15 protein-coding genes are annotated in these 19024 nt (G+C 61.8%); 11 read left to right on the top strand and 4 right to left on the bottom strand.

Annotated features, from left to right (window positions below):
* Window positions 1–2: 2 nt before the first annotated feature.
* Entirely contained in the window at window positions 3–2390 is a 2388-nt protein-coding gene (locus REH59_RS01960) for a PAS domain-containing sensor histidine kinase (protein ID WP_128573657.1), read from the bottom strand.
* 95 nt (window positions 2391–2485) lie between these two features.
* Here REH59_RS01960 and REH59_RS01955 point away from each other — a divergent pair, with 95 nt between their 5' ends.
* Window positions 2486–3484, top strand: coding sequence for an alpha/beta hydrolase family protein (locus REH59_RS01955; protein WP_014860201.1), 999 nt, complete (start codon window positions 2486–2488; stop codon window positions 3482–3484).
* A 27-nt stretch (window positions 3485–3511) separates the two neighbouring features.
* Here REH59_RS01955 and REH59_RS01950 read toward each other — a convergent pair whose 3' ends face one another.
* From REH59_RS01950 to REH59_RS01940, 3 genes are read right to left on the bottom strand one after another with little or no spacing between them, the layout of a single operon-like run.
* Window positions 3512–4279: a TerB family tellurite resistance protein gene (locus tag REH59_RS01950; RefSeq protein ID WP_003255552.1), complete on the bottom strand. Its 768-nt coding sequence runs from the start codon at window positions 4277–4279 to the stop codon at window positions 3512–3514.
* A gap of 1 nt (window position 4280) precedes the next feature.
* Window positions 4281–4952 (bottom strand): N-acetylmuramate alpha-1-phosphate uridylyltransferase MurU, encoded by a 672-nt coding sequence (gene murU / locus REH59_RS01945; protein WP_003255553.1) that lies wholly within the window; start codon window positions 4950–4952, stop codon window positions 4281–4283.
* Entirely contained in the window at window positions 4949–5968 is a 1020-nt protein-coding gene (locus tag REH59_RS01940; RefSeq protein WP_014860202.1) for an aminoglycoside phosphotransferase family protein, read from the bottom strand. Before REH59_RS01940 ends, murU begins: the two co-directional genes overlap by 4 nt.
* A gap of 130 nt (window positions 5969–6098) precedes the next feature.
* Here REH59_RS01940 and REH59_RS01935 point away from each other — a divergent pair, with 130 nt between their 5' ends.
* The 10 genes from REH59_RS01935 to REH59_RS01890 all read left to right on the top strand — a co-directional run bounded on the left by REH59_RS01935 (window position 6099) and on the right by REH59_RS01890 (window position 18982).
* The gene (locus REH59_RS01935; RefSeq protein WP_014860203.1) at window positions 6099–8906 is read left to right on the top strand and encodes an LPS-assembly protein LptD; all 2808 of its coding nucleotides are present in this window, start codon (window positions 6099–6101) and stop codon (window positions 8904–8906) included.
* A complete protein-coding gene (surA, locus tag REH59_RS01930) occupies window positions 8881–10206 on the top strand; it encodes a peptidylprolyl isomerase SurA (protein ID WP_019750284.1) in 1326 nt (441 codons plus the stop codon). The genes REH59_RS01935 and surA overlap by 26 nt, the downstream gene beginning before the upstream one ends.
* A complete protein-coding gene (pdxA, locus tag REH59_RS01925; protein ID WP_014860204.1) occupies window positions 10203–11192 on the top strand; it encodes a 4-hydroxythreonine-4-phosphate dehydrogenase PdxA in 990 nt (329 codons plus the stop codon). Before surA ends, pdxA begins: the two co-directional genes overlap by 4 nt.
* Window positions 11189–11992 carry a 16S rRNA (adenine(1518)-N(6)/adenine(1519)-N(6))-dimethyltransferase RsmA gene (gene rsmA / locus REH59_RS01920; protein ID WP_003255558.1) on the top strand — a complete coding sequence of 268 codons (804 nt, stop codon included), beginning with the start codon at window positions 11189–11191 and terminating at the stop codon, window positions 11990–11992. Before pdxA ends, rsmA begins: the two co-directional genes overlap by 4 nt.
* A gap of 197 nt (window positions 11993–12189) precedes the next feature.
* A complete protein-coding gene (apaG, locus tag REH59_RS01915) occupies window positions 12190–12570 on the top strand; it encodes a Co2+/Mg2+ efflux protein ApaG (protein ID WP_003255559.1) in 381 nt (126 codons plus the stop codon).
* On the top strand, window positions 12570–13436 hold the full coding sequence (locus REH59_RS01910; RefSeq protein ID WP_004576191.1) for a symmetrical bis(5'-nucleosyl)-tetraphosphatase: 867 nt from the start codon (window positions 12570–12572) through the stop codon (window positions 13434–13436). Before apaG ends, REH59_RS01910 begins: the two co-directional genes overlap by 1 nt.
* A 14-nt stretch (window positions 13437–13450) precedes the next feature.
* Window positions 13451–13783 (top strand): thiosulfate sulfurtransferase GlpE, encoded by a 333-nt coding sequence (glpE, locus tag REH59_RS01905; RefSeq protein ID WP_003255562.1) that lies wholly within the window; start codon window positions 13451–13453, stop codon window positions 13781–13783.
* Window positions 13784–14067: 284 nt separating this feature from the next.
* Complete coding sequence (locus REH59_RS01900; protein ID WP_003255563.1) at window positions 14068–15990, top strand: PrkA family serine protein kinase; 1923 nt, start codon at window positions 14068–14070, stop codon at window positions 15988–15990.
* A 155-nt stretch (window positions 15991–16145) separates the two neighbouring features.
* The gene (locus tag REH59_RS01895) at window positions 16146–17417 is read left to right on the top strand and encodes a YeaH/YhbH family protein (RefSeq protein WP_003255564.1); all 1272 of its coding nucleotides are present in this window, start codon (window positions 16146–16148) and stop codon (window positions 17415–17417) included.
* Complete coding sequence (locus REH59_RS01890) at window positions 17414–18982, top strand: SpoVR family protein (RefSeq protein WP_003255566.1); 1569 nt, start codon at window positions 17414–17416, stop codon at window positions 18980–18982. The genes REH59_RS01895 and REH59_RS01890 overlap by 4 nt, the downstream gene beginning before the upstream one ends.
* The last annotated feature ends 42 nt before the right edge of the window (window positions 18983–19024 follow it).

Below are 19024 nucleotides of genomic sequence, written 5' to 3'. Positions count from 1 at the left end.
TCCTACTCCAATGGAATGGCCACGCTCAGGCTGGTGCCTTCGCCCGGCTCGCTTTCCAGCGTCATGCTCCCCCCCAGCATCAGCACCCGCTCGCGCACACCCACCAGGCCAAACGAGGTAGGCCGGGTCTGCTCGCGGCAAAAGCCTTGGCCATCATCACTGACCGTCATGCGCAACTGTCCGCCCTCACGTACCAGCTCAATCTCTACGCTGTGCGCCTGGGCGTGACGCATCACATTGGTCAGCGCCTCCTGGAGGATACGAAACAGCCCGGTGGCCTTGGCATCACTCAATGCTGGCAGATTATCGGGCACTTGCACCAGACAGGGGATTTGCGTGCGTGCCTCGAAACGCCGCGCCTGCCATTCGATGGCCGAGGCAATGCCGGCATCGAGGATCGGCGGACGCAAGGCAGTGGCGACATCGCGGACCAACTGGAACAACTGGGCAATCAGGCGTTTCATGCTCGCCAGGCGATCATTCAGGCCAGGGTCCAGCTCGGCATAGGCCAGCTCGCACATCGACACTTCCAGCTTGAGCACGGTCAGCATCTGCCCCAGCTCATCATGCACTTCCCGGGCGATACGGGCTTTTTCTTCTTCACGCACGCTCTCCAGGTGGGCCGAGAGTTCGCGCAGCTGCTCCTGGGACTTTGCCAGCGCCAGCTCGGCCCGCTTGCCCTGTGTGATGTCCCAGACTACACCGTCCCACACCACCTGGCCGTTGCCCAGATGCCGGGCGCTAGCCTTGATATCGGCCCAGCGCTGTTCGCCCTGCCGGGTGAGGATGCGCCCCTGCCAGGACCAGTCCTGGTCGCTGGCCAGGGCCAGGTCCTGCACCTTGTGATAATCAGCACGGTCCTCGGGGTGCACCAGGTTGCGCAGGCCCATCTGCGGGTGCTGGATCTCGCTGGGTGCATAACCCACCAATGCCTCGCTACCCTCACTGATATAGGGGAACTCCAGATCGCCCTCGGCTGGGTCACGTTCCAGGCGAAACACCAACCCTGGTACGTTGCCAGCAATGCCCTTGAGCCGCGCCTCGCTTTCGCGAAGGGCCGCCAAGGCACGGTGGCGCTCAGTGACATCGGCGAGGTAGACCACCAGATATTCGGAATCACGAAAGCGCAGAAAGCTCAGTGACAGCTCCACGGGTAGCAAGCTTTGATCAGCCCGCCGGCATTGCGTCTCAAACTGACCGACACCCCCCGCCCCTGTCCGCGCCCCTTTCCACAGCTCCAGCCAACGGTCCATGTTCAGGCTCGGCTCGAAGTCGCTCAGCGGCCGCTCCAGCAACGCCCCTTCGCTGTAGCCCAACATGCGCTCGGCGGCATGGTTGGCGTAACGCACATGGCTGTCCCAGTTGACCCAGAGGATACCCACGGTGCTCTGATCGATGGCGAACTGGCTCAGGCGCAACGCCTCTTCGCGCACCTGGCGCTCAACAAGGCTTTCCCGCGCGGCCAACAGGCTGCGCTCCAGCTGGCGTTGCTGACGGCGTTGCCACACCAGCGTGGCCAAGGCACACAACAGCAACAGACCGAACAGCAAGGCCATGTTCTGCCAGAAGCCCGGCGACTCGCTCAGGCGCGGGTACTTCGGCTGCAACCAGCGCTGATGCAGTTGTTCCAGCTCCTTGGCCGGCACTGCCTGCAAGCCACGTTCAAGTACATCGGCCAGCAGCGGCCAGTCGCGCCGCGAACCGATACGCAACAGCTGCGGCAGGCCAATATCGCCAACCACCGCCAGCTCACCGAACTCGCTCTCGCGGGACAGGCGGCTGAGCTGCGCTTCATCCAGCACGGCGAAACTGGCCTGGCCACCTACCACCAGTTGCAAGGCCTCACGATCGTCGGGCACCCCCTGCAGGTTGAGGTTGCCGTAGTTGCCGCGCAGGTAATCCGCCAGCGGGCTGGGCATGCGCACCGCCACGCGTTGCTCGGCTTCAAGCTTTTCCAGCTCCACGGCCATGGCCCCGGTGCGCGGCCCCACCACCAGCTGTGGCACGCGCATGTACGGGTCGCTAAATAGCCACAGGCGCAGGCTGGCTGGCGTCTGGGTAAGGCCAGGGGCGAAGTCGATTTCGCCGCTTTGCAGGGCATGTTCCAAACTGGCCTGGTCACTGAAGTTACGCCAGGTGAGGTCCAGCCGCAGCGCCTGCGCCAGGCTGTTCACCAGCTCCACATTGGCCCCATACAGTTGCTGCAGACGCCGGTCGAACTGGGCGTAGGGCGCCTGCAACACCAGGCCGACACGCAGGCTGCGGTGGGTGTCCAGCCACTGCTGCTGGTCAGGCTCCAGCACCACAGTTGGCATTGCCTCGGGCTTGGCCCAGGCAATCAAGGGCAGCCACAAGCAGCCGATAACCAACAGGCGACGCACTCGCTTCATCTATACGCTCGACTTGGCAAAGACGGCCATGCAGCATGGCCGTCACGGGCAAATACTATTAGGCTGCCGGTTTCATTCTGGCCTTGGGTTGACTCATGTCCACACTTTATCGCACGACGCTGGCAATGTGCTGCCTGGCCTCGGTCCTTCCACTCGGCGCCCTGGCCGCCGATGCCGAAAAACCACCTGCAAATACCATGGCACCGGCTGCCGAGGCCCCACGCCCACCCTTGCTGGAACGCAGCCAGGAGGATGCACTGGCACTGGAGCGGCTGCTGCCCAAGGCTGAGCAGCAGACCCTGCAGGCCGGTGCCGACAGCTTCCTGGCCCTGTGGAAGCCGGCCAACGACAACGATCCGCAAGGGGCGGTGATCATTGTCCCCGGTGCAGGCGAAACGGCCGACTGGCCAAATGCAGTCGGCCCACTGCGGCAAAAATTCCCGGATATCGGCTGGCACAGCCTGAGCATCAGCCTGCCCGACCTGCTCGCAGACAGCCCGCAAGCACGGGTCGAAGCCACACCACCGGTAGCGCCTGCGCCAGACAAAGGCGAAAGCGCACCGGTCAAAGACGTGCCGGCCGACGCCAACGCCAACGTGGCCCAAGCCACCGCGGCCGATGCCGATACAGCAGAAAGCACCGATGCCGAACAAGCCAGCGAGCAGGCCGACCCGGCAGATGCCGAACGCATCTTCGCCCGCCTGGATGCCGCCGTGGCGTTCGCCCAACAACACAATGCCCGCAGCATCGTACTGATCGGCCATGGTAGCGGTGCATATTGGGCGGCGCGCTACCTGAGCGAGAAGCAGCCACCGCAGGTACAAAAACTGGTGATGGTCGCTGCACAGACCCCTGCACGGGTGGAGCAGGACCTGGAAAGCCTGGCCCCAACCTTGAAGGTACCCACGGCCGATATCTACTACGCCACCCGCAGCGCTGACCGCAACGCAGCCCAGCAACGGCTGCAGGCCAGCAAGCGGCAGAAGGATAGCCAGTACCGACAATTGTCATTGATTGCCATGCCAGCAAACAAAGCGGCGGAACAAGAGCAATTGTTCCGCCGGGTGCGGGGGTGGATGAGCCCTCAGGGCTGAGTTCGGCTTGATCCTTGTGGCGGGGCGTCAAAGGCCGCGCCGCTTGCGGATCATGGCATAGGCCTGGTGCAACTCACGGGTGCGTGCGGTCGCTTCACGCACCTGCGCCTCGCTGGCACCAGTACCCGCCAGCTTGTCCGGGTGATGCCGACTGACAAGCCGACGATACGCCTGCTTGACCTTATCGGTGTCGGTGTCTGCGTCCACCGCCAGCAAGCGCAACGCTGCCGCGTAGGTCATGGGCACGCTTTCTGCGCCCGTGGCCTTGCGCGGCTCGTACTCCAGCGACATAGCCTGCACCTGGCGTCGGCTCATGCCCAGCTTCTGCCCCCAGTCGAGCAGCAGCTCACGCTCCTTGTTGCCCATCTTGCCGTCAGCCCAGACCATGCGCCAACAGGCCCGCAAGGTACCTTCCGCCGCGTGGGGCTGCTGACTGATGCGCCGCAGGTGCCCGCCAAGCCGGTCCTTGCCCGCCTTGCCACGGTTGAACGCATTGATGGCGCGCAGCCGGGCTGCCTCGGCCAGGTCCAGGCGCACCATCTCCTGACGCGCCTGCTGGATATGCTGCTCGGCTACCCGGCCATCGCACTTGGCCAGACGCCCGAGCATCACGAACAACAACTCGTCGTCGCGTAATGCGGGGCGCCCACCCAGGCGTTCGCGCATGTCTTCCCAGCCTTGCAAGCGCAGCCGGCGGTCAATGGCCTGCCCAAGCAACGCACCGAGCAAGGCACCCGGTATGCTCGCAACGGCAAAACCGGCACTCACACCAATCACCGTGCCTGGCCACCACATGTCAGGCGCGCTCGCCAATCAGAGACTCAGCCTCGGCCAGGCGTTCAAGCGTGCCAACATCCACCCAGTGCCCACGGTAGTGTTCGCCAGATACCTTGCCGGCCGCCATCGCCTGGCGCAGCAACGGTGCCAGCTTGAAGGCACCCGCCTGGCAACCTTCGAACAGCGCCGGGTGCAGCACCGAAATGCCGCTGAAGGTCAGCGTGCCTGGCGCGTCATCGCCGTCAACGACCTGCTCGCCCATCAGGCGGAAGTCACCGCGGCCGTGATGGCCAGGGTTGTCGACCAGCACCAGGTGAGCCAGGCCTTGCAGGGGAGCCTGCAGACGCGCGAAGTCGTAGTCGGTCCACACATCGCCATTCACCAGCAGGAACGGCGCCTCACCCAACAAAGGCAGGGCCTTGAAGATGCCGCCGCCGGTTTCCAGCGGTTCACCTTCAGGTGAATAGCGGATGCTCAGGCCGAAGCGGCTACCGTCGCCCAGATGGTCCTCGATCTGCTGGCCAAGCCAGGCATGGTTGATCACCACTTCGGTCACGCCCGCTGCCGCCAGGGCGCGCAGGTGGTACTCGATCAGCGGCTGGCCGGCGACCGGGACCAACGGTTTTGGGGTGTGCAGGGTCAGCGGGCGCATGCGCTCGCCCTTCCCCGCAGCCAGGATCATGGCCTTCATGCACGCGCTCCGGCCCGCAACTCGGCAATCAGCTCACCCAGCTCCGCCAATTCGGGCCGGCGACCGATCACTTCATTTATATAGGCGAAGAAACGCGGCACGTCGCCCAGGTAACGCGGCTTACCGTCGCGGTGGCAGATACGGGCGAAGATGCCGATCACCTTCAGGTGCCGCTGCACGCCCATCAGGTCACTGGCGCGGTGGAAGGCTTCGAACTCGGCGTGCACCGGGATGCCAGCCGCCTGCGCCTGCTGCCAGTAGTCGCTCAGCCAGCCTTCGACCCGCGCCTGCGGCCAGCTGACAAAGGCGTCCTTGAACAGGCAGGTAATGTCGTAGGTGACCGGGCCGTATACCGCATCCTGAAAGTCCAGCACACCAGGGTTGGGGGTGCTCTGCATCAGGTTGCGCGGCATGTAGTCACGGTGTACCAGCACCTTGGGTTGCGCCAGGGCGCTGTCGATCAGCAACTGGCTGACGCGCTGCCAGGTGGCCTTCTGTGCCTCGGTGAAGGTCAGGCCCAGCTCACGCCCAACGTACCATTCGGGGAACAGTTCCACTTCACGGCGCAGCAGGGCGTCATCGTAGCTGGGCAGCGGCGCGTCCATCGGCAAACGCTGGAACTTCAGAAGGGCATCGATGGCGTCGGCGAACAGGCCATCGGCGTTGTCGGCATTGATGATGTCAAGGTATGTCTGAGTGCCCAGATCCCCAAGCAGCAAAAAGCCGCGTTCCAGGTCCTGGGCGTGGATCAGCGGCACATGCACGTCAGCGCTGGCCAGCAGGTGGTCGATGGCGACGAACGGTCGGCAGTTCTCCTGCGGGGGGGGCGCATCCATGATGACGAAACTGTGGCCAGCGCCCTGCCAGCGGAAATAGCGGCGGAAGCTGGCGTCGCTGCTGGCAGCGGTCAAGCTGCCTGCAGGCACCTCGCCCCAGGCGTTGTCACGGAAAAGATCATTGAGCTGCTCATCGAGCCAGACCGTCAGTTGTTGCAGGCGTACATCGTGTTCAGGCATTGCAAGGGTCTCCGACGGCCCTAGCCGTCAAGCGGGTCATGCTTTATTATCCAGCATCTTTTTCAGACCATCGAGAGGCGTGCGGCCCCACACGCGGGCAGATGGCACGCAGGAAGCCCGGACTAATAAGATGGCATTGAAATCCCCCGCGTTTCGTAGAAAGTTTCCGTTGCTGGTAACCGGCGGTCTGCTGGCCCTGCAACCTCTGGCCACCTCATACGTAGTGGCAGCCGAACAGTTCGACTGCCAAGTGTCCGCCGCCGGTGGTTGGGACTGCAAGCCCAAAACCCCAGTCAACAACTTGCCACCGCGCCCGGTGCACGAAGGTGCAGCCGTCAGCTCCGGTACCGAAGCGGCGGGCGAAGCCGAAACTGCGGACCGGCCCGTGCTGGTTACCGAGGCCAAGGGCCGTGGTCTGAAGTCGCGCAGCGAAGACTACAGCCACCTGGACTGGGTTCCGCGTGAAAAGCTCACCGCCGCGCAGCTGGCTGAAACCGGCCCGTACTGCGGTGGCGCGTATATCGAGCCAACCCGCCCGGGCATGGCCGACACCACGCCGAAGGACGAGTCGCCAACCTACATCAATGCCAAGGTATCCAAGTACCAGCAGGAGCAGCAGGTCGCTACCCTCGCCGGTGACGTGGTGATGCGCCAGGGCAGCATGCAGGCCGAAGCCGACGAGGCCAACCTCTACCAGGCCGAAAACCGTGGCGAGCTCAAGGGCAACGTCAAGATCCGTGACAACGGTTCGCTGGTGGTCGGTGACGAAGCCCAGATCCAGCTCGACACTGGCGAAGCCCAGGTCGACAACGCCGAATACGTGATGCACAAGTCGCACATCCGCGGCAGTGCCCTGTACGCCAAGCGTGGCGAAAACGCCATCATCCGCCTCAAAGACGGTACGTACACCACCTGCGAACCGGGCAGCAACGCCTGGCAGCTGAAGGGCAACAACATCACCCTGAACCCGGCCACCGGTTTCGGTACTGCGACCAACGTTACGCTACGGGTCAAGGATTTCCCGGTGTTCTATACACCGTACATCTACTTCCCGATTGACGACCGTCGCCAGTCCGGTTTCCTGCCGCCGTCGTTCAGCACCAGCAGCGACACCGGCTTCATGCTGGTCACGCCGTACTACTTCAACCTGGCGCCTAACTACGACGCCACGTTGTACCCGCGCTACATGGCCAAGCGCGGCCTGCTGATGGAAGGCGAGTTCCGCTACCTGACACCTTCCAGCGAAGGCCAGTTCGGCGGCGCCTACCTGAACGACAAGAACGACGACCGCAAAGATCAGACGGATTACAAAGATCAGCGCTGGATGGTCAACTGGCAGCACAAGGGTGGCCTGGACGAACGCCTGATGACCGAGGTGGACTACACCGACATCAGCGACCCGTTCTACTTCCAGGACCTGGAAACCGACCAGATTGGCGTGGAAAGCCGCGACCTGCTGAACCAGCAGGGTGCGTTGACCTACCGCGGCGACAGCTACACCGCGCGGTTGAATGTGCATGCCTACGAGATGGCGACCATCTCGCAGATCACGCCGTATGATCGCCTGCCGCAGCTGACCCTGAACGGTACGCTGCCGTTCCAGCCTGGCGGTTTGAACCTTGGGTACGAGACTGAAGCTGTTCGTTTTGATCGTGACCTGAAGGACGATTTCGTTCTGGACGAAGATGGCAATCCAGACGCCAGCGCCGGCGTACCCGGTCGTCGTCTTGACGAAAATATCTTCGGTGTAGCGCGTGCCAACGGTACCCGCCTGAACGTCGCCCCGTCCATCAGCCTGCCGATGGAGGCCAGCTACGGCTACATCACGCCGAAGCTGAAGTACATGTATACCCATTACGACCTTGACCTGGATAGCAAGGGCAAGAGCGACATTGCTGCCGCGAACGCAGACACACTGGACGTGTTCGGCGACTACAAAAGCAACCTGAACCGCGATATCCCGATTTTCAGCGTCGACAGCGGCCTGTATTTCGACCGCAACACCTCGTTGTTCGGCACCAACTACCGCCAGACCCTCGAACCGCGCATGTTCTACCTCTATGTCCCGTACAAGGACCAGATGGACATCCCGCTGTTCGACACGGGTGAAACCCTGTTCAGCTACGACTCGCTGTTCCGTGACAACCGTTTCAGTGGTACCGACCGCATCGGCGACGAGAACAAGCTGTCGCTGGGCGTGACCACCCGCTGGATCGAGGAGAACGGCTTCGAGCGCCAGAACTTCAGCATCGGCCAGGCCTACTACTTCAAAGACCGCAAGGTCCAGCTGCCAGGCATCGACTACCGCACCCGCAAGGACGCGCAGTCCGATGTATCGCCATACGCCCTGGTGTACAACTACTACTTCAACCGCGACTGGCGCCTCAATTCGGACTTCAACTGGGACCCGGACAGCCGCAGCACCCGCTCGGGCAGCGCGATGTTCCACTACCAGCCTGAAGACAACCCGAACAAAATCGTCAACCTCGGTTATCGCTACCGTAACGACACCATTGCCTACGACTCGACCACGGGTACCTGGAAAGTGGGCGGCGGTGACTATGGCACCCCGGGCGATCCGAACTACATCAAGGATTACTACAAGATCCAGCAGCACGACTTCTCGGTCATCTGGCCGATCGTGCCGCAGTGGAACGTAATCGCTCGCTGGCAGCATGACTACAACCGCAACCGTACCCTGGAAGCCATGGGTGGTTTCGAATACGACAACTGCTGCTGGAAGCTGCGCCTGATCAACCGTTACTGGATCGACTACGACGATTTCAGCCAGGCCCTTCCACAGAACGAAAAAGGCGACCACGGTGTCTTCCTTCAGATCGTCCTGAAAGGCCTCGGCGGCGTAGTTGGCAACAAGGTCGAGTCTTTCCTCGACCAAGGCATTCAAGGTTACCGTGAACGTGAAGACCAAGCTTATTGATCGTCTGCGCCCAGTGTTGCTGGGCGTCGCTTTGCTGAGTGGCGCGGTGCATGCCGCGGTGCAACCTCTTGATCGCGTGGTGGCTATCGTCGACAACGACGTGGTCATGCAAAGCCAGCTGGACCAGCGTGTCCATGAGGTCCAGCAAACCATCGCCAAGCGCGGCGGCGGCGTGCCGCCGACCAGCGCTCTGGAACAGCAGGTACTGGAACGCCTGATCGTCGAGAACCTGCAGCTGCAGATCGGCGAGCGCTCTGGCATCCGCATCACCGACGAAGAGCTGAACCAGGCCATTGGCACCATTGCCCAGCGCAATGGCATGTCGCTGGACCAGTTCCGCGCGGCGCTGGCCCATGACGGCCTGTCGTTCGACGACGCTCGCGAGCAGGTCAAGCGCGAGATGATCATCAGCCGCGTGCGCCAACGCCGCGTTGCCGAACGCATTCAGGTGTCCGAGCAGGAAGTGAAGAACTTCCTGGCCTCGGACCTGGGCAAGATGCAGATGTCGGAAGAGTACCGCCTGGCCAACATCCTCATCCCGACCCCGGAAGCCGCCAACTCGGACGATATCCAGAAGGCTGCGCGCAAGGTCGGTGACGTGTACCAGCAACTGCGCCAGGGTGCTGACTTCGGCCAGATGGCGATTGCCAACTCGGCCAGCGAAAACGCCCTGGAAGGCGGCGAGATGGGCTGGCGTAAAGCCGGTCAGCTACCACCCGACTTCGCCAAGATGCTCAGCAGCATGCCGGTGGGCGAAATTACCCAGCCTATTCGCATCCCCAACGGCTTCATCATCCTCAAGCTCGAGGAGAAGCGCGGCGGCAGCGAGAACGTACTGCGTGACGAAGTGCATGTACGCCACATCCTGATCAAGCCAAGCGAGATCCGCAGCGAGGCGGCCACCCAGCAGCTGGCCGAGCGCCTGTACGATCGGATCAAGAACGGCGAAGACTTCGGCGAACTGGCCAAGAGCTTCTCGGAAGACCCGGGTTCGGCACTCAACGGCGGCGACCTCAACTGGGTCGATCCGAACAGCCTGGTACCGGAGTTCCGTGAACAGATGGCCAATGCCCAGCAAGGCGTGGTGACCAAACCGTTCAAGACCCAGTACGGCTGGCACGTTCTGGAAGTGCTGGGCCGCCGCGCCACCGACAGCACCGAGCAGGCTCGCGAACAGCAGGCCCTGAGCGTACTGCGCAACCGCAAGTACGACGAAGAGCTGCAAACCTGGCTGCGCCAGATCCGCGATGAAGCCTACGTTGAAATCAAGCTGCCTGGCGCTGACCAGGCCGCCCAGTGAAGCCCCTGCGCTTCGCCGTCACACCCGGCGAGCCGGCCGGCATAGGCCCCGACCTGTGCCTGCTGCTCGCCGCAGACGCCCAGCCCCACCCCCTGATCGCCATCACCAGCCGTGACCTGCTCGCCGAGCGGGCCACGCAGCTGGGGCTGGCCGTCAGCCTGCTGCCGGTAGCCCCGGGCCAATGGCCTGACCTCCCGGCACCCGCAGGTAGCCTGTACGTCTGGGATACCCCCTTGGCGGTCCCGGTGGTGCCAGGCCAGCTCGACAAGGCCAACGCAGCGTTCGTGCTGGAAACCCTGACCCGCGCCGGGCAAGGCTGCCTGGACGGGCACTTCGCCGGGATGATCACGGCCCCGGTGCACAAGGGTGTGATCAACGAAAGCGGTATCGCCTTTTCCGGGCATACCGAATTCCTTGCCGAACTGACCCGCACCGCACAAGTGGTAATGATGCTGGCCACCCGCGGCCTGCGCGTGGCCCTGGTGACCACGCACCTGCCACTGCGTGATGTTGCCGACGCTATCACTGCAGAGCGCGTCGAACGTGTAACCCGTATCCTGCATGCCGACATGCGCGACAAGTTTGGCATTGCCAACCCGCGTATCCTGGTGTGTGGCCTCAACCCGCACGCGGGCGAGGGCGGCCACCTGGGCCGCGAAGAAATCGACATCATCGAGCCGACCCTGGCCCGCCTGCGCACCGAAGGCATGGACCTGCGCGGGCCGCTGCCGGCCGATACCCTGTTTACCCCCAAATATCTGGAGCACTGCGATGCGGTGCTGGCGATGTACCACGACCAGGGCCTTCCCGTACTCAAGTACAAAGGCTTCGGCGCAGCAGTGAACGTGACCTTGGGCCTGCCAATCATCCGCACGTCGGTTGACCACGGCACCGCCCTGGACCTGGCCGGCACTGGCAAAGTCGACACCGGCAGCCTGCGCGTCGCACTGGAAACCGCCTACCAGATGGCCGAGAACCGACCATGAACGAGCAATACCAACACCGGGCGCGCAAGCGCTTCGGCCAGAACTTCCTGCACGACGCCGGTATCATCGACCGCATCCTGCGTGCCATCAACGCCAAGGCCGGCGAACACCTGCTGGAAATCGGCCCGGGCCAAGGCGCCCTGACCGAAGGCCTGCTGGGCAGTGGCGCACAGCTGGACGTGGTGGAGCTGGACAAAGACCTGGTGCCGATCCTGCAGCACAAGTTCGCTGATCGCAGCAACTTCCGCCTGCACCAGGGCGACGCCCTGAAGTTCGACTTCAACCAGCTGGGCGTGCCGCCGCGCAGCCTCAAGGTGGTTGGCAACCTGCCCTACAACATCTCCACCCCGCTGATCTTCCACCTGCTCAGCCACGCCGGGCTGATCCGCGACATGCATTTCATGCTGCAGAAGGAAGTGGTCGAGCGCATGGCCGCCGGCCCTGGCGGCGGTGACTGGGGGCGCTTGTCGATCATGGTGCAGTACCACTGCCGCGTGGAGCACCTGTTCAATGTCGGCCCTGGTGCCTTCAACCCACCCCCGAAAGTGGATTCGGCAATCGTCCGCCTGGTGCCGCACGAAGTGCTGCCGTTCCCGGCCAAGGACCACCTGCTGCTGGAGCGTGTCGTTCGCGAAGCGTTCAACCAGCGCCGCAAGACGCTGCGCAACACCATGAAAGGCCTGCTGGACAGCGCCGCCATCGAGGCTGCCGGCGTTGATGGCAGCCTGCGCCCTGAACAGCTCGACCTGGCAGCCTTCGTGCGCCTGGCTGACCAGCTGGCGGATCAGCAACAAGCCTGATTTAGCCTGTACCGGCCGCTTCGCGGGCCACAAGGGATCGCACAACCCTCAAATCCTGTGCGACCCCTTGTAGGAGCGGGTTTACCCGCGAAGAGGCCGGCACAGACAACACACCCCCCAAGCCCGATCACCGCTGGCCCTCCCCCCTCCCAATGGCCTAGACTGCATTATTGCGTCAGTTCGCCCAAGGCCCTTGCATGTCCGACCCCCGCTATCAAATCGACGTCAGCGTCGTGACCCGCTACCTGAAAGAACAATCCGACCCCGAAAACAGTCGCTTCGCTTTCGCCTACACCATTACCGTGCAGAACAACGGCTCGCTCAGCGCCAAGTTGCTGTCGCGCCACTGGCTGATCACCAACGGTGACGGCGAGGTAGAGGAAGTCCGCGGCGCCGGTGTGGTCGGTCAGCAACCCAACATCGACCCAGGCCAGAGCCACACTTACAGCAGTGGTGCCGTCATCAGCACCCGCGTTGGCACCATGCAGGGCAGCTACCAGATGTTCGCCGAAGACGGTAAGCGCTTCGACGCCGAGATTGCCCCCTTTCGGCTGGCAGTGCCCGGAGCGCTGCACTGATGGCCACCTACGCCGTCGGTGACCTGCAGGGCTGCCTGCAGCCACTCAAATGCCTGCTCGATCGCGTCAGTTTCAACCCCGCCGTCGACCGCCTGTGGCTGGTCGGCGACCTGGTCAACCGCGGCCCCGAGTCACTGGAAACCCTGCGCTTCCTGTACTCGATCCGTCATTCACTGGTCTGCGTGCTGGGCAACCATGACCTGCACCTGCTGGCCGCCTGGCACAACGTCGAGCGCCTCAAGAAAAGCGACACACTGCGCGAGATCATCGAAGCGCCGGACGCCGACCAGCTGTTCGACTGGCTGCGCCAGCAGAAGCTGCTGCATTACGACGAGCCCCGCGGCATCGCCCTGGTTCATGCCGGCATACCGCCACAATGGACCCTTGGCAAAGCCCTGGAGCTCGCTGCCGAGGTCGAGGAAGTGCTGCGTGACGACACCCGCCTGCAGCTGTACCTCGACGGCATGTATGGCAACGAGCCGAACAAGTGGAGCAAGAACCTCGCCGGCGTCGAACGCCTGCGGGTCATCACCAACTACTTCACCCGCATGCGCTTCTGCACGGCCGATGGCAAACTCGACCTCAAGAGCAAGGAAGGCCTGGGTAGCGCGCCCAAAGGCTACAAAGCCTGGTACGCGCACAAGGACCGCCGCTCACGCCACGTGAAGATCATCTTTGGCCATTGGGCCGCTCTGCAGGGTGAGGTCACCGAGCCCGACGTCATCGCCCTGGACACTGGCTGCGTATGGGGCGGCGCCATGACCCTGTACAACGTCGACAGCGGCGAATACCACCGCTGCGACTGCGCCGACGACGGCACCCTGCGCCAGCCGGCACAACCCACTACACTCAACGACCACACCTGAAGGAAGTAGTACCCATGAGCGAATTCAAGCGCATCCCTCCTGAGCAGGCCTTGGAGCTTCGCAAGAAAGAAGGTGCGGTCGTCGTCGACATTCGCGACCCACAGGCCTTCGCCGCCGGCCACATCACCGGCGCCCGGCACCTGGATAACCACTCGGTCGCCGATTTCATCCGCAACGCCGACCTCGACGCGCCAACCCTGGTGGTCTGCTATCACGGCAATTCCAGCCAAAGCGCTGCCGCCTACCTGGTAGGCCAGGGTTTCTCCGACGTGTACAGCGTGGACGGCGGCTTCGAACTGTGGCGTGCGACCTACCCGGCCGAGACCGCCCAAGGCAGCACTGAATAATTTTTTTAATTTTTCCTGCAGCCCGCGCCCCGTGCGGGCTTGCGGCTTATCTGACGAACGGTCATTCGTAACTTCTGCCCTCCTCGCCCCTTGACCTTGCAGATAACCAACTACGCTTAAGCTCAGGCCATCCAAAAAAGGGGAGAGCCGGTACACCGGCGTGCGGGTCATCGGTAGCGTTACAGGGTGTTCTGGGGGGTATACAGCAATCGGCCAACCCGGTTGCATGCCAGCATCAGCTGACTGATCCGGCGTCGTCTCCACGTATCGAGCGAGGTGACGTCATGAGTATTTTTAGCCACTTCCAACAACGTTTCGAGTCTACGCGCCAGGAAGAACTCTCGCTGCAGGAGTACCTCGAGCTGTGCAAAGAGGATCGCAGTGCCTACGCATCGGCGGCCGAACGGCTGTTGCTGGCCATCGGTGAGCCAGAACTGATCGACACCTCTACCAACTCCAGGCTGTCGCGCATCTTCTCCAACAAGGTTATCCGCCGCTATCCGGCCTTTGCCGACTTCCATGGCATGGAAGAGTGCATCGACCAGATCGTGTCGTACTTCCGCCACGCCGCCCAAGGCCTGGAAGAGAAGAAACAGATCCTCTATCTGCTGGGCCCGGTAGGCGGCGGCAAGTCCTCGCTGGCGGAAAAACTCAAGCAGCTGATGGAAAAGGTGCCGTTCTACGCGATCAAGGGCTCGCCGGTATTCGAGTCACCTCTGGGCTTGTTCAATGCCACCGAAGATGGGGCCATTCTCGAGGAAGAGTTCGGCATCCCACGGCGCTACCTCAATACCATCATGTCGCCTTGGGCCACCAAGCGCCTGCAGGAGTTTGGCGGGGACATCTCCAAGTTCAAGGTGGTGAAGCTGTACCCGTCGATTCTTAACCAGATCGCCATTGCCAAGACCGAACCCGGCGATGAAAACAACCAGGACATCTCGGCCCTGGTCGGCAAGGTCGATATCCGCAAACTTGAGGAATACCCACAGAACGACGCCGATGCTTATAGCTACTCGGGCGCGCTGTGCCGGGCCAACCAGGGCCTGATGGAATTCGTCGAAATGTTCAAGGCGCCGATCAAGGTCCTGCACCCCTTGCTCACCGCCACCCAGGAAGGCAACTACAACAGTACTGAAGGCCTTGGGGCGATTCCCTATACCGGGATTCTGCTGGCGCACTCCAACGAATCGGAGTGGCACACCTTCCGTAACAACAAGAACAACGAAGCGTTCATCGACAGGATCTATATCGTCAAGGTGCCGTACTGCCTGCGGGTCAGCGATGAAATAAAGATCTACGACAAACTGCTGGTCAACAGCTCGCTGTCCAAGGCCCACTGTGCACCCGATACGCTCAAGATGCTGGCTCAGTTCACGGTGCTTTCCCGCCTGAAAGAGCCAGAGAACTCCAATATCTATTCCAAGATGCGCGTTTACGACGGGGAAAACCTCAAGGACACCGATCCAAAGGCCAAGTCGATCCAGGAATACCGGGACTCTGCGGGTGTCGACGAAGGCATGAACGGCCTGTCGACGCGCTTCGCCTTCAAGATCCTGTCCAAGGTGTTCAACTTCGACCCACACGAAATTGCCGCCAACCCGGTGCACCTGCTGTATGTCCTCGAACAGCAGATCGAACAGGAACAGTTCCCGGCTGAAGTGCGCGAACGCTATCTGCGCTACCTGAAGGAATACCTGGCACCGCGCTACATCGAGTTTATCGGCAAGGAAATCCAGACCGCCTACCTGGAGTCCTACAGCGAATACGGCCAGAACATCTTCGACCGCTACGTGTTGTATGCAGACTTCTGGATCCAGGATCAGGAATACCGCGACCCGGAAACCGGCGAAATTCTCAACCGCATTGCGCTCAACGAGGAACTGGAAAAGATCGAGAAACCGGCTGGCATCAGCAACCCGAAAGACTTCCGCAACGAGATCGTCAACTTCGTACTGCGCGCACGCGCCAACAACAATGGCAAGAATCCAAGCTGGCTGAGTTATGAAAAGCTGCGGGTCGTGATCGAGAAGAAAATGTTCTCCAACACCGAAGACCTGCTGCCGGTCATCAGCTTCAACGCCAAGGCCAGCAAAGAGGACCAGAAGAAACACAACGACTTCGTCACCCGGATGGTGGAGCGTGGCTATACCGACAAACAGGTGCGCCTGCTGTCGGAATGGTACCTGCGGGTCAGGAAATCGCAATAAAGCGGCAAGCTACGAGCCGCAAGCTGCAAGCTGCCTGGCGTTGGCATTGCTGCCCGCGTCACAGCTTGCAGCGGCGGTGGCTGCTCTTTCTTGCAGCTTGAAGCTTGTGGCTTGCAGCTTGTGGGTTGCAGCTGCATCCAGTCACCGGAGGGACCATGAGCTACGTTATAGACCGACGCCTGAACGGCAAGAACAAGAGCACGGTCAACCGCCAGCGCTTCCTGCGGCGGTACCGCGAACATATCAAGAAGGCCGTCGAAGAGGCGGTGAGCCGCCGTTCCATCATGGATATGGAACACGGCGAGCAGATCAGTATTCCCGGGCGCGACATCGACGAACCCGTCTTGCATCATGGTCGTGGGGGCAAACAGACCATCGTGCATCCTGGCAACAAAGAGTTCACTGCCGGTGAACACATCCCACGGCCGCAAGGCGGTGGAGGCGGTGGCGGTCGCGGCAAGGCCGGCAATTCCGGCGAGGGCATGGACGAGTTCGTCTTCCAGATCACCCAGGAAGAATTTCTCGAATTCATGTTCGAAGACCTTGAGCTACCCAACCTGGTCAAACGTCACCTGACTGGCGCCGATACCTTCAAGACTGTTCGCGCCGGCATCGCCAACGAAGGCAACCCGTCACGCATCAACATCGTGCGCACCCTGCGCTCGGCCCATGCCCGGCGTATCGCCCTGACCGGCAGCAGCCGCGCCCTGCTGCGCGAAGCACAAAAGGAACTCGATCGCCTGCGGGTCGAAGAGCCAGACAATTTCACCGATATCCAGGAAGTCGAACAGGAAATCGAGCGCCTGAAGGCACGTATCAACCGCCTGCCCTTCCTCGACACCTTCGACCTCAAGTACAACCTGCTGGTCAAGCAACCCAACCCCAGCTCGAAGGCAGTGATGTTCTGCCTGATGGACGTATCCGGCTCGATGACCCAGGCCACCAAGGACATCGCAAAGCGCTTCTTCATCCTGCTGTACCTGTTCCTCAAGCGTAACTACGAGCGCATCGAAGTCGTGTTCATTCGCCACCACACCAGTGCTCGGGAAGTCGATGAAGAAGAGTTCTTCTACTCGCGGGAAACCGGCGGCACCATCGTCTCCAGTGCCCTCAAGCTGATGCAGGAGATCATGGCCGAGCGCTACCCGGCCAGCGACTGGAACATCTATGCCGCGCAGGCTTCTGATGGCGACAACTGGAACGACGACTCGCCCATCTGCCGCGACATCCTCTCCAAACAGATCATGCCGCATGTGCAGTACTACACTTACGTTGAGATCACCCCCCGTGAACACCAGGCGCTGTGGTATGAATACGAGCGTATCGGAGATGCTTTCCCCGACACGTTCGCCCAGCAGCAGTTGGTATCGGCCGGCGATATCTACCCGGTCTTCCGTGAACTCTTCCAGCGCAGGTTAGCCACATGACCGCCAGAGCACAGAGACGCCAACCCATTTCCACTGGGTCCGAGTGGACGTTCGAGCTGATCCAGACCTACGACCGGGAAATCAGCCGCTTGGCCGAGCGTTACGCCCTGGACACCTACCCCAACCAGATCGAGGTCATCACTGCCGAACAGATGATGGACGCCTACGCCTCGGTCGGCATGCCGCTGGGCTACCACCACTGGTCCTACGGCAAGCAGTTCCTCAGTACGGAAAAGTCCTACAGCCGCGGCCAGATGGGCCTGGCCTACGAGATCGTGATCAACTCCGACCCTTGTATCGCCTACCTGATGGAAGAAAACACCATGTGCATGCAGGCACTGGTGATTGCGCACGCGTGCTACGGCCATAACAGTTTTTTCAAAGGCAATTACCTGTTCCGTACCTGGACTGACGCCAGTTCGATCATCGACTATCTGGTGTTCGCCAAGCAGTACATCGCCCAGTGCGAGGAGCGCCACGGTATCGATGCTGTGGAGGACTTGATCGACTCCTGCCATGCCCTGATGAACTACGGTGTCGACCGCTACAAGCGGCCTTACCCTATTTCTGCCGAAGAAGAGCGGCGCCGGCAACAGGAGCGCGAAGAGCACCTTCAGCGTCAGATCAACGACCTTTGGCGAACAATTCCGAAAAACGCCGAAAAGGGCAACGACCGCGATGAGGGGCGCTTCCCCGCCGAACCGCAGGAAAACATCCTGTATTTCATCGAGAAGAACGCCCCGCTGCTTGAACCCTGGCAGCGTGAAGTAGTGCGCATCGTGCGCAAGATCGCCCAGTACTTCTACCCGCAGCGCCAGACCCAGGTGATGAACGAAGGCTGGGCAACCTTCTGGCACTACACCCTGATGAACGACCTGTACGACGAGGGGCTGATTACCGAAGGCTTCATGATGGAGTTCTTGCAGTCGCACACCAGCGTGGTGTTCCAGCCCGGCTTCGACAGCCCGTACTACAGCGGCATCAACCCCTACGCGCTGGGCTTTGCGATGTACACCGACATCCGCCGCATGTGCGAAAACCCCACCGAAGAAGATCGCCACTGGTTCCCCGACATTGCCGGCAGTGACTGGCTTTCTACCATCAAGTTCGCCATGAGCAGCTTCAAGGACGAGAGCTTCATCCTGCAGTATCTGTCGCCCAAGGTGATGCGCGACCTCAAGTTGTTCAGCATCCTCGATGACGACCAGCGCGACGACCTGCTGGTGCCCGCCATCCATGATGAGGCCGGCTACCGGGTGATTCGTGAGCAGCTGGCAGCGCAGTACAACCTGGGCAACCGTGAACCGAACGTACAGATCTGGAGCGTCGACCGCCGCGGAGACCGCTCGCTGACCCTGCGACACCAGCAACACAACCGCAAACCGCTGGGCGACTCGACCGACGAAGTGCTCAAGCACCTGCATCGCCTGTGGGGCTTCGATATCCACCTGGAGACCGTGCAAGGCGAGCAAGTGATGAGTACTCACCACATGCCGCCGCGCGGCGAGCATAGCGAAAGCGCCGACTACGGTCGCATGGACCTGGCCGTTATCCACCACCTCTGATGCGCCCCCATGACCGCCGACGGGTTATCCTGTCGGCAGTTA

Source organism: Pseudomonas sp. BO3-4 (assembly GCF_034044115.1).
Taxonomy (GTDB): Bacteria; Pseudomonadota; Gammaproteobacteria; order Pseudomonadales; family Pseudomonadaceae; genus Aquipseudomonas; species Aquipseudomonas alloputida.
The sequence above is the reverse complement of the archived record's forward strand: the minus strand, read 5'-3'. Positions and strand labels throughout refer to the sequence as shown.